The 9,900-nt window shown below is 62.7% G+C and carries 8 protein-coding genes and 1 tRNA gene; 5 read left to right on the top strand and 4 right to left on the bottom strand.

What is annotated here, in order from left to right; all coding sequences use genetic code 11:
* The coding region (locus VMR03_RS14530) for a glycosyltransferase family 2 protein (RefSeq protein WP_325406452.1) at positions 1-1,210 on the top strand (1,210 nt) is incomplete at its 5' end.
* Positions 1,211-1,274: 64 nt separating this feature from the next.
* Here the strand turns inward: VMR03_RS14530 and VMR03_RS14525 are convergent.
* The 4 genes from VMR03_RS14525 to VMR03_RS14510 all read right to left on the bottom strand — a co-directional run bounded on the left by VMR03_RS14525 (position 1,275) and on the right by VMR03_RS14510 (position 4,834).
* Positions 1,275-2,045: an SDR family NAD(P)-dependent oxidoreductase gene (locus tag VMR03_RS14525; protein WP_325406450.1), complete on the bottom strand. Its 771-nt coding sequence runs from the start codon at positions 2,043-2,045 to the stop codon at positions 1,275-1,277.
* A gap of 13 nt (positions 2,046-2,058) precedes the next feature.
* The gene (locus VMR03_RS14520) at positions 2,059-3,804 is read right to left on the bottom strand and encodes a class I adenylate-forming enzyme family protein (RefSeq protein ID WP_325406448.1); all 1,746 of its coding nucleotides are present in this window, start codon (positions 3,802-3,804) and stop codon (positions 2,059-2,061) included.
* Between the two features lie 127 nt (positions 3,805-3,931).
* A complete protein-coding gene (locus VMR03_RS14515) occupies positions 3,932-4,597 on the bottom strand; it encodes a glutathione S-transferase family protein (protein ID WP_325406446.1) in 666 nt (221 codons plus the stop codon).
* Between the two features lie 160 nt (positions 4,598-4,757).
* Positions 4,758-4,834: transfer RNA gene (locus tag VMR03_RS14510), tRNA-His, on the bottom strand.
* 194 nt (positions 4,835-5,028) lie between these two features.
* On the opposite strand from VMR03_RS14510, the gene VMR03_RS14505 reads away from it, so the two are divergent.
* From VMR03_RS14505 to VMR03_RS14490, 4 genes are all read left to right on the top strand, one after another.
* Positions 5,029-5,973 carry an alpha/beta fold hydrolase gene (locus VMR03_RS14505; protein ID WP_325406444.1) on the top strand — a complete coding sequence of 315 codons (945 nt, stop codon included), beginning with the start codon at positions 5,029-5,031 and terminating at the stop codon, positions 5,971-5,973.
* A 39-nt stretch (positions 5,974-6,012) separates the two neighbouring features.
* Positions 6,013-6,753, top strand: a complete 741-nt coding sequence (locus tag VMR03_RS14500) for an SDR family oxidoreductase (protein WP_325406442.1) — start codon at positions 6,013-6,015, stop codon at positions 6,751-6,753.
* 186 nt (positions 6,754-6,939) lie between these two features.
* Positions 6,940-8,997, top strand: a complete 2,058-nt coding sequence (locus VMR03_RS14495) for an AsmA family protein (protein ID WP_325406440.1) — start codon at positions 6,940-6,942, stop codon at positions 8,995-8,997.
* Positions 8,998-9,066: 69 nt separating this feature from the next.
* Positions 9,067-9,849 carry a sulfite exporter TauE/SafE family protein gene (locus VMR03_RS14490; protein ID WP_325406438.1) on the top strand — a complete coding sequence of 261 codons (783 nt, stop codon included), beginning with the start codon at positions 9,067-9,069 and terminating at the stop codon, positions 9,847-9,849.
* The last annotated feature ends 51 nt before the right edge of the window (positions 9,850-9,900 follow it).

Here is a 9,900-nt window from a genome sequence, read left to right as displayed (position 1 = left end):
GCGCGACTACTGCGCGCAGCTCGGACCCCGCTTCCGTTTCTTCCATCTCGAGAACTGGCCGGGTTTCAAGGCGGGCGCGCTGAACTTCGGATTGAAGATGACGGCGCCGGACGCCGACATCATCGCCGTCATCGACAGCGATTATCAGGTCGAGCCGAACTGGCTCAGAACCATGGTGCCTTACTTCGAGAAGGAGGACGTCGGCTTCGTCCAGTCGCCGCAGGATTACCGCGACCGCCACGAAAGCATGTTCAAGAACATGTGCTACTGGGAATATGCCGGCTTCTTCCATATCGGCATGGTCCAGCGCAACTACTTCAACGCGGTCATCCAGCACGGCACGATGACGCTGGTGCGCAAATCCGCGCTCGAAAAAGTCGGCGCCTGGGCCGAGTGGTGCATCTGCGAGGACGCGGAACTCGGCGTGAAGCTCTATCGCGCCGGCTACGACAGCGTCTACGTCAACCACTCCTTCGGACGCGGCCTGACACCGGATACGCTGGCGGGCTATATCGGCCAGCGCTTTCGCTGGGCCTATGGCGCGGTGCAGATCGTCAAGCATCACTGGAAGGCGCTTGCGCCCTGGTCGCGCAAGGGCGGGCTCACACCGGCCCAGCGCTATTACTTCCTCGCAGGCTGGTTGCCCTGGTTCGCGGATGGGCTCGCGCTCCTCTTCACGATCACGAGCATCGGTCTGTCGCTCTTCGCGCTCTATGCGCCAAAGATGGTGCAGCTTCCGGTCGCCGCCTTCCTCATTCCGACTATCGGCAGCTTCGTCTTCAAATTCGTGCGCTCGCTCTGGCTCTATGCCGTGCGCATCAAGGATTGCAGCTTCATCGAAAGCCTCGGCGCCGGTGTCGCGGCGCTCGGCCTCACCCATACCGTCGCGAAGGCGATGCTCAACGGTATGGTGACGTCCGGCAAACCCTTCTTCCGCACGCCGAAATGCGAGGACAAGCCGCCGCTTGCGGCCGCCCTGATCCAGGTGCGCGAGGAAGCTGTGATGCTGACGTTCCTCTGGGGCCTCGCGATCACCTTCTTCCTCAACCCCAATTTCGCCGACAGCCTGTCGCGGCTGTGGATCGGTGTGTTGCTGGTGCAGTCGGTGCCTTACGCGGCGGCGGTGCTGCTCTCCTTCATCAACGTGCTGCCCTCGCTCTTCCGGCGCAGGAAAGAAGAGCCGAGCGGCGCGCTGTCACCGGCGGAATAAGCGGGACCGCAAAAAGAAAAGGCCGGCGTTTCGCCGGCCTTTTTTATTCGAGAGCAACGTCCTTCTAATTTCCGCCGCCGTCGATGTTGAGCTTCTGCCCGTTGGCGTAAGGATTGGCGTCGGAGACCAGATAGACGACCGCCGCCGCGACCTCTTCCGCCGAGCAGACGTGGCCGAAGGGATATTTATCGTCGAGTTCGTGAATATCCATCTCCTTCTTGCCCATGCGCGCGGCGGCAAGACGGCGGCCCATATCGGTGTCGGTGAGCGACGGCGCGACGATATTGGTGCGGATGCCGTATTTCCGCTCTTCTTTCGCAAGCGTCAGCGCCAGCGCTTCCGCCGCCGCCTTGCCCATATTGTAGGGCCCGCCATTCGCCGCCATGTGCAAGGTCGCCACCGACGAGATGATCACGATGTCGCCGCGCCTCTCCTTGCGCATGTGCGGGACGACGAGCTTCGAGACGAAATGCGGCGCCATCGCATGGACGCGCAATACGCGCTCGAGCTCCTGAGGGTCGGTTTCGGCGACCGTCTGGCCGCGCGAGGCAATGCCCGCATTGTTGACGAGGATGCCGATCGAGCCGAAATCCTTCAGCACGTCGGCAACCATTTTTTGGTCCTCATCGAAATTTTCGACCGAAGCGGCGTAAGCCTTCGCCTTGCGGCCCAGCTTCTTGATGACTTCGACGGTTTCGTTCGCGGCCTCCTCGTCGCGGCGATAATTGACCGCGACGTCGGCGCCGGCTTCGGCGAGCGCAATGGCGATCGCACGACCGATGCCGCGCGAACCGCCGGTCACCAGGGCGACGCGGCCCTGAAGCGATATCTGCATCCCCGTTCCTCCCTCAGGCCGCGCTCTGACCGACGAACTTCTTGATGTCCTCGCGCAGAACCGTCTTGAGGATCTTGCCATTGGCGTTGCGCGGCAGCGGCTCGTGGCGGATTTCGATGCGGATCGGCACCTTGAAGGCGGCGAGAAGCTTGCCGACATGCGCCTTCAGCTCTTCTTCCGTCACATCCTTGCCGGGCGCGACCTGCACGATGGCGCCGACTTCCTCGCCGAGCACCTTGTGCGGAATGCCGACCACGGCCGCGTCCATCACGGCCGGGTGTGCGTAGAGAGCGCCTTCGACCTCGACGCAATAGATGTTCTCGCCGCCGCGGATCAGCATGTCCTTGGCGCGGTCGAGAATGAAGACGAAGCCTTCCTCGTCGATGCGCACGAGATCGCCCGAATGGAGCCAGCCATCGGTGATCGCGGCCTGCGTCGCCTCGGGCTTGTTCCAGTAGCCCTTCACGACATTCGGCCCCTTGATCCAAAGCTCGCCCACCTGTCCGGTGGGTACGTCTTTTCCATTCTCATCGACGACCTTGAGATCGCAGACGGGAACGGCCGGGCCGGCGCTTTCCGGCCGGTTGACGTAATCCTCGGCCGAGTTCTGCGTCGTGATCGACGAGGTTTCCGTCAGCCCGTAACCATTGCCGGGATGGACCTTCGGGAATTGCTGCTTGATACGCTGGACGAGATCGGGCGCCGACGGCGCGCCGCCATAGGACACCGATTCGACGCTCGACGTGTCGTATTTGGCGAAGTCGGGGCTTTCGAGCACCTGCCAGACCATGGCGGGCACGCCGCCGAAAGCCTGTATCTTTTCCTGCTCGATAAGTTCGAGCGCTCGTTCCGGCTGCCACTTGTGCATGATGACCAGCTTGCCGCCGCCTGCATACATCGGCACCAGGATCGAATGGCAACCCGTCGCATGGAAGAGCGGCACCGACAGAAGCATGGAGCGCTGCGGCGCGTTGGGATCGGACTGCGGCGGCTGCTCGCCACGGCGCAGATAGGCGCGCGCGGGGGCATAGGCGGCGCTGATGAGGTTGGTCAGAATGTTGCGCTGCGTCCCGAGCGCGCCCTTGGGCTTGCCCGTGGTGCCGGACGTATAGAAGATCGTCGCGTCGTCTTCAGGCAGGAGCCCGGGATCGGGCAGCGCCGCATCGGAGAGCTTCGCGTAATCGGCGGGCTTGCCGATGAGGTCCTCGAAGGCTTCGGCGCCGTCGAGCAATTCGCGCGGCGTGCGCACGGTCACGAGGCCGGCAAGGTTCAAGTTCGCGAGATGCGGCTTCAGCCGATCGAGACGCTCGCCGTCGATCACGGCGACCTTCGAGCCTGAATCCGTGATGCAATATTCGAGTTCGGGCCCTGTGCCCCAGGCGTTGATCGGCACGATGACGGCGCCGAGCGCGGCAGCGGCCCAGAAGGCGATCGACCATTCGGGGAAGTTGCGCATGGCGATCGTCACGCGGTCGCCTTTCCTGACGCCATATTTGTCGGCGAGCACCCGGCCGAAAGCGACGGCGGCGCGGTAATGGTTCTCGAAGGAGAGGCGTTCACCCTCATAGACGATGAAGTCGCGGGCACCATGAGCGCGGCCGGCCTCGAAAATGAAGCGCAGATGCGGCGGCGCGTTCTTGTAGACGCGGGTGGGAATGCCGCGGATGGTCAGCGTTTCCATCTCGAAGGGCATGCCCGGCGCGGTGAGGATGCGGTTTGCGTCCGCAATGCTCATGGCGGGCCAAGACGTGTCGGCCATTCTGAACCTCCCGAATACTCGTTTGATATTTTTGCTTGTTATTCAAATAGCGGTTTTCGGCCGCTTTTTGAAGATGAGATAGCGCCTGGCGGCGGAAGACCGCCAGGCGCCTCACCTCGCGGAACCCTTAGAATCCGAATTTCGACAGCACATCGCGCTCTTCGGCAATGCAGGCTGCGAAGCTCGGGCGTGCATGGATCGGCTTCAGATAGCGGCTGAGGTTCGGCCATTTCGCCTCGTCGGGCGCATATCCCGCATGGGCGAGATTGACGAACTGCGTCGCGACCGCGATGTCGGCGATCGAGAACGCATTGCCCACCAGGAAGGCATTGCCGCCGATTTCCTTGTCGAGATAGTCGAAATATTTCGGGAGCTTTTCGGTAAGCGTCTTTTCAGCCGCCGCGCGATCGGGCTCCTTGCCCATCAGCTTCGAGACGACGACCGGGCGGAAGATGCCCATGCCGACATTGCCGGCGAGCTCGGAATCCGCGTATTCCTCGAACCAGAGCGCCCGGGCATAGGCGAAATTGTCCTTTGGATAAAGGGCGGGCTCGGGCTTCCTGCGTTCGAGATAGGCGCAGATGACCGAACTGTCGGGCAGCGTCGCGTCGGGGCCCGCCTCCTCGTCGCGCAGCACCGGAATGCGCTTGAGCGGCGACAAGGCCTTGAACCAGTCCGGCGCCGGGAAGATGTTCACCTGCTCGAGCGTGTAGTCGAGCCCTTTCTCGGCCAGAAAAACGCGCGTTTTCCGTACGAAAGGCGACAGCGCCGCCCCGTAGACAATCAATCCCATTCAGTCCTCCCCGATTCTCTGTTTTGGATTTATTCTTGGATTTATGGCCTGCGATCCTGCGCGGCGGCGGCCACGGGCGCAAGCTGCGCGGCCGGAATTTAACGCCATACATCAAGTGCTGGATAGCCGGACAGGCGACTGAACGCCCCCGCGGGGAATTTGGTACAGGCGCCCCGGATCGAACGGGGGACCTCTAGATCCACAATCTAGCGCTCTAACCAGCTGAGCTACGCCTGCACCGGCGACGGAAGGCGAGCCGCCCGAAGGGGCCCGTTCCGCGAAGCCGGGAACTTAATTCGACGGGATTGCGAAGGCAAGCCTCGGGATTTGAGGCTCCGCCGGTCCCGGCCGGACTTGCCGCCCCGGTCCGCCAGCCATGTATAGTAACCCCCGGAATCAGCGGGAATCCGCAAGCGGCAGGGCAGGAAAACATGACGTCTCATCCAATCAAGACCGCCTATATCGAGGCGAACGGGCTCGCCTTCGAGGTCGACATGTGCGGCGACGGGCGGAAATTCGCGCTGCTATTGCATGGTTTTCCGGAGAACAAGTTTTCCTGGCGCTACCAACTGCCGTTGCTCGCCGAACTCGGCTACACGGCCTGGGCGCCTAATCTTCGGGGATATGGCGGAACCACCCGGCCGCAGGGCGTCGAAGCCTACCGGATGGAGCATCTGACGGCCGACGTCGCCGCGCTGATCGATGCGGCGCGGGCACGCGGGATCGACGGCCCCACAACCCTCATTGCCCATGACTGGGGCGGCGCCATCGCCTGGAGCTTCGTGCTATCGGGCGCGCGGCCGCTTGAGCGCTTCATCGTCATGAACCTTCCCCACCCGACGCTTTTCCTGAAGGCGCTGAAGACATGGGCGCAGATCAAACGCTCCTGGTACGTCTTCTTCTTTCAGATCCCCTGGCTCCCCGAAAAGATCTTCACCATGCGCAACGCCGAAGCGGTGGCGCAAGCGTTCCGCGGCATGGCCGTGGACAAAAGCCGCTTTCCGGATAGCGTTCTCGATCAGTATCGTAAATCCGCGCTGTTGCCCGGCGCGATGACGGCGATGATCAACTATTATCGCGCGGCCTTCCGCAATCAGGCTGCCTCGGAAGCGCTGCAAAATCCACCCCTCCTCGAAACGCCGACCCTGATGATCTGGGGCGAGGAGGACGCGGCCCTCGGCCGCGAACTCACCTACGGCACCGACGCACTCGTGAAGGATTTCACGATCCGTTACCTGCCGCAGGTTTCGCACTGGGTGCAGCAGGAAGCGCCGGAAGCCGTCAATGCGATGATCGGCGCCTGGATTGAGGGCCGCCCCGTGCCGCAAGCAGGGCTTCGCGGACAGATACTTCTTGGAGAAGGCGGGGATTCCTAGACCCCGCCACCGGGATCGCCATTCAGCAGCGGTGAGAAAATGAAAGAAGAAAAGCACGTCGTTCTGGTGACCGACGCGATGTCCTTCATAGGGCCGTCGGTGGTGGAAACTCTCGCCGCAAAGGGCGTCAGGGTCGTCGCCGCCGATCCCGCCTTTGACGACGGCGACGCGAATCTCATCGCCGATCTTCAGTCTAGGCATCGCAATGTCGTTGCAATTCATCAGACGACACCCGCCGAAACCGTCGCACGAGCCCGAGAGATCGTCGATGGTATCGACATCCTGTGCACGGGCGGCGTCCTTCCGGCGACGAAGACGCCCGCCGCGCAACTGACGGAAGATATAACGCGGCCCTTCTTCGAAAAGCTGGCGATCGAGCCGCTGGCCTATGTGGCGCATACCGTCGAAGACATGAAGGCACGGGGCGCAGGCCGAATCGTCTTCCTGACATCGGCTGGCTTCATCGGCGGCATTCCGAATTACGGCGCCTACGCTGCTTCCCGCGCGGCGCTTGCCGGCGTGGTCAGATCGCTGGCGATGGAACTCGGATCGTCGGGCATTTCAGTCAACGCGATCGCCGCCAATTTCATCGCCACCGAAGCCTATTTCCCCAAGGCGCTGATCGAGCAGCCGACGGTCCGCGACAAGATCCTCTCGCGCGTACCCCTGCGACGCTTTGGCGACCCCATGGAAGCGGCCGCCGCCGTCGAGTTCTTCGCACTTGGCAATTCAGGCTTCGTCACCGGGCAGGTGATGTCGATCTCCGGCGGCTGGTCGTAATCGACTGTCCCGCAATAATGTAGATGCTCCGCCCACGGGGTTCCCTCGTGTGAGCGAAGGAGACAAAGCGCCACTCACATCCGGCTTCGCATCCCGCGCCGATCAGGTCACAATTACGCCGAACGCATGACCATAATCGATACCGAATCGGCGCACTCGCGAAGCGTCTCTGGAAGGGGAGATATCATGTCACGGCTCATTGCCATCCTGGTCGGAATCCTGGTGCTGCTTGTCGCCGTGGTCGTGGCCGTGCCGCTGCTCGTGCCCACAAGCGTCTACAAGGAGCGCATCGTGTCGCTGGTGAAGGCACAGACCGGTCGCGACCTCGCGATCGGCGGCGATGTCGGCCTTTCCTTTTTCCCGCGCCTCGCCGTCAAGGTCGAGAATGTGAGCCTGTCCAACGCCGCCTGGGCCAAGGACCGCGACATGGCGACGATGGGCGAAATGCGCGCCGCGCTGAAAATCATGCCGCTTCTGCATGGCGATGTGCAGATCGACAGCTTCGTGCTCGTCGATCCGGTGATCCATCTCGAGGTGAAGGCGGATGGAACGCCGAATTGGCAGTTCGATGGCGGCAAGCCCGCCGCGCAACCCGCCGCGCCGGCGACCTCGGAGAAAAGCGCGAGCGGCGCGACCTTGCGTCAGGTGAGCCTCGGCGACGTCTCGATCAAGAATGGCTCGGCGACCTATCGCAACCAGAAGACAGGCGCCTCTCTCGCCTTCGAGAAGGTCAATCTCGACCTCGCGCTGCCGAGCCTCGACGATCCCTTCAGCGCCGATGGCTCACTCGTCTGGAACAACGAAGAACTCTCCTTCGACCTCAGCGCGGCTCGCCCTCGCGCCTTGACGGAAGGCGGCGAGACGCCATTCGAATTCGCGCTCAAATCCTCGAAGATCAATGCGACGTATAAAGGCTCGATCCGACCGCTCGACGGCGCGCAATTTGCGGGCGGCGTGAAACTCGATGTCGGCTCGGTTCGCAATCTCGCCGCCTGGCTCGGAAATGCGCTCCCCGCCGGCAACGGATTCGGCCCGCTCGCGATCGAAGGGAAAGCATCGGGCGGCGGCAATACTTACAGCTTCAACGAGGCCAAGATCGCGCTCGACGGCATGAACGCAACCGGCAGCCTCGCCGTGGATACCGGTGGGCAGAAACCTTTCGTAAAGGGCAAGCTCGCCGTCGATCGCATCGATACGAATGTCTATCTCGAAAACTCCGACAGTGGGAGTTCATCCACATCCGTAGGAAATTCGGGTAGCGGCTCCGGCACGGATCAGGGTTGGAGCAATGAACCGATCGACCTCTCCGGTCTGCGAGCAGCCAACGCCGACTTCACATTCAGCACGCGCGAACTCTATGTGAAGAAGATCAAGATCGGCGAAAGCGCGCTCGCGCTTAAACTCAACAATGGCGTGATGACCGTCGACCTGACGAAGCTTGCGCTCTACGACGGCACGGGCAACGGCAAGCTCACGCTCGACGGGTCGCAGCGGGCGGCACAAGCGACCGCCGCCTTCTCGATCTCGGGCGTTTCCGCGGAGCCGCTGCTGACCGACGCGGCGGACTTCAAACGGCTGGAAGGCAAGACCGCCCTCAGCTTCGCCGTCCAGACGGCGGGGCAGAGCCAGCGAGCGATGGTGCAGAATCTCGGTGGCAAGGGCGACGTCAAATTCACCAACGGCGCGATCAAGGGGGTCAATATCGCCCAGCTCGCGCGCAACGTACTGCAGGGGTCCGTGACGGGCTGGCAGAGCGGAGGTTCTCAGGATACGGACTTTTCCGAACTCGGCGGCACCTTCACCATCGACAAGGGCATCCTGACGAACAATGATTTGCAGATGTTGAGCCCGCTCATCCGCCTCGCCGGCGCCGGCACGGTCGATCTGCCGAACCGGACGCTGAACTATCACCTCACGCCGAAACTCGCCGCGACGCTGGAAGGCCAGGGCGGCGCGGCCGATACCAAGGGCCTCGAAATCCCGCTCATCATCGAGGGCCCATGGTCGGCACCGCATTTCCGCCCCGACCTCCAATCCATGCTGAAGAACCCGCAGGCCACCATCGACCAGGTGAAGGGTTTAAAGGGAGAAGGCGGCAAGGAACTGCTGAAGGGACTGCTTGGCGGAAGCAAGGCCGGCACCTCGGGCGAGACCGGTACGGGCGATACGAGCGGTACGGACGCGGGCAAGACCGAGGAGAAGCCCAAGCCCGCCGACCAGCTGAAGAAGCTCTTCGGCGGCTGATGCGCTGAAGGCCGGCGGGTATAGCTTTCTACAGGCGCGGCAGTCCGACAGCCTGAACGGGGGGACTCAATGGACGTGCTTTACTGGAGCGCGCTCGTCGCGACCGGCCTCGCCGCCGGGCTCATCAATACGCTCGCTTCTTCGGGTTCCGCGGTCAGCCTGCCGGTCCTCGTCATGCTCAACATCCCCGAAGTCGCGGCCAACGCGACCAACCGCCTGCCCGTCCTGATCGGCGGAATGATGGCGACATGGTCCTTCCATCGCGAAAGGCAGGTCGACTGGCACGCTTCCGCGCGGCTCCTTCCGCCAGCGATCGCCGGCAGTCTCATCGGGGCCCTGGCGGCCGAGCATGTCGATGACCGGCGCATGGGCTTGCTGATCACGGGCGCCGTGCTCATAGCGCTTCTGATGCTCTTCACCAAGGTGAAGCAGGCGCTTTCCCAGATTCAACAGCGGCCGCCGCAGGTGAAGCCTTTCGCGCTCTTTCTGATGTTCCTGATCGGTCTCTGGCTCGGCTTCATGGTTCTTGACGGAGCGACCTATGTCCTGCTCGTCCTGATGCTCGGCTGCCACTACGCACTGCCGCAGGCCAACGCGTTGAAGGCGCTTATCCTCGTCGTGACGACGATCGTGCCGGTCGCCATGTTTTCAGCCGCCGGCGACATTTTATGGACGGAGGGCGCAGTGATGTCTGTCGGCAGCATCGCCGGCGCGCATCTCGGCGCGAGATTCTCGAACCATGTCAGGGCGCGGGAATGGATTTTCCGGCTTCTGGTCGCCGTCATCCTGCTCGAACTCGGTCATCTCGCCTGGCACTACACGGCGCCGCTTCGCGCGGGGCTTGCCAGCTAGACCTTTTTCAGGTCGCCGAGCTCGATATATTCCTTCTCGCCGTCGATCCGG

The sequence above is a fragment of the Parvibaculum sp. genome, from assembly GCF_035511255.1.
In the GTDB taxonomy this organism is placed as follows: Bacteria; Pseudomonadota; Alphaproteobacteria; order Parvibaculales; family Parvibaculaceae; genus Parvibaculum.
The sequence above is the reverse complement of the archived record's forward strand: the minus strand, read 5'-3'. Positions and strand labels throughout refer to the sequence as shown.

Bases quoted from the DNA above. Each gene is read 5' to 3' on its own strand.
- VMR03_RS14525 (WP_325406450.1), bottom strand. From the start codon at position 2,045: ATGCAGATATCGCTTCAGGGCCGCGTCGCCCTGGTGACCGGCGGTTCG.
- VMR03_RS14520 (WP_325406448.1), bottom strand. From the start codon at position 3,804: ATGGCCGACACGTCTTGGCCCGCCATGAGCATTGCGGACGCAAACCGC.
- VMR03_RS14515 (WP_325406446.1), bottom strand. From the start codon at position 4,597: ATGGGATTGATTGTCTACGGGGCGGCGCTGTCGCCTTTCGTACGGAAA.
- VMR03_RS14505 (WP_325406444.1), top strand. From the start codon at position 5,029: ATGACGTCTCATCCAATCAAGACCGCCTATATCGAGGCGAACGGGCTC.
- VMR03_RS14500 (WP_325406442.1), top strand. From the start codon at position 6,013: ATGAAAGAAGAAAAGCACGTCGTTCTGGTGACCGACGCGATGTCCTTC.
- VMR03_RS14495 (WP_325406440.1), top strand. From the start codon at position 6,940: ATGTCACGGCTCATTGCCATCCTGGTCGGAATCCTGGTGCTGCTTGTC.
- VMR03_RS14490 (WP_325406438.1), top strand. From the start codon at position 9,067: ATGGACGTGCTTTACTGGAGCGCGCTCGTCGCGACCGGCCTCGCCGCC.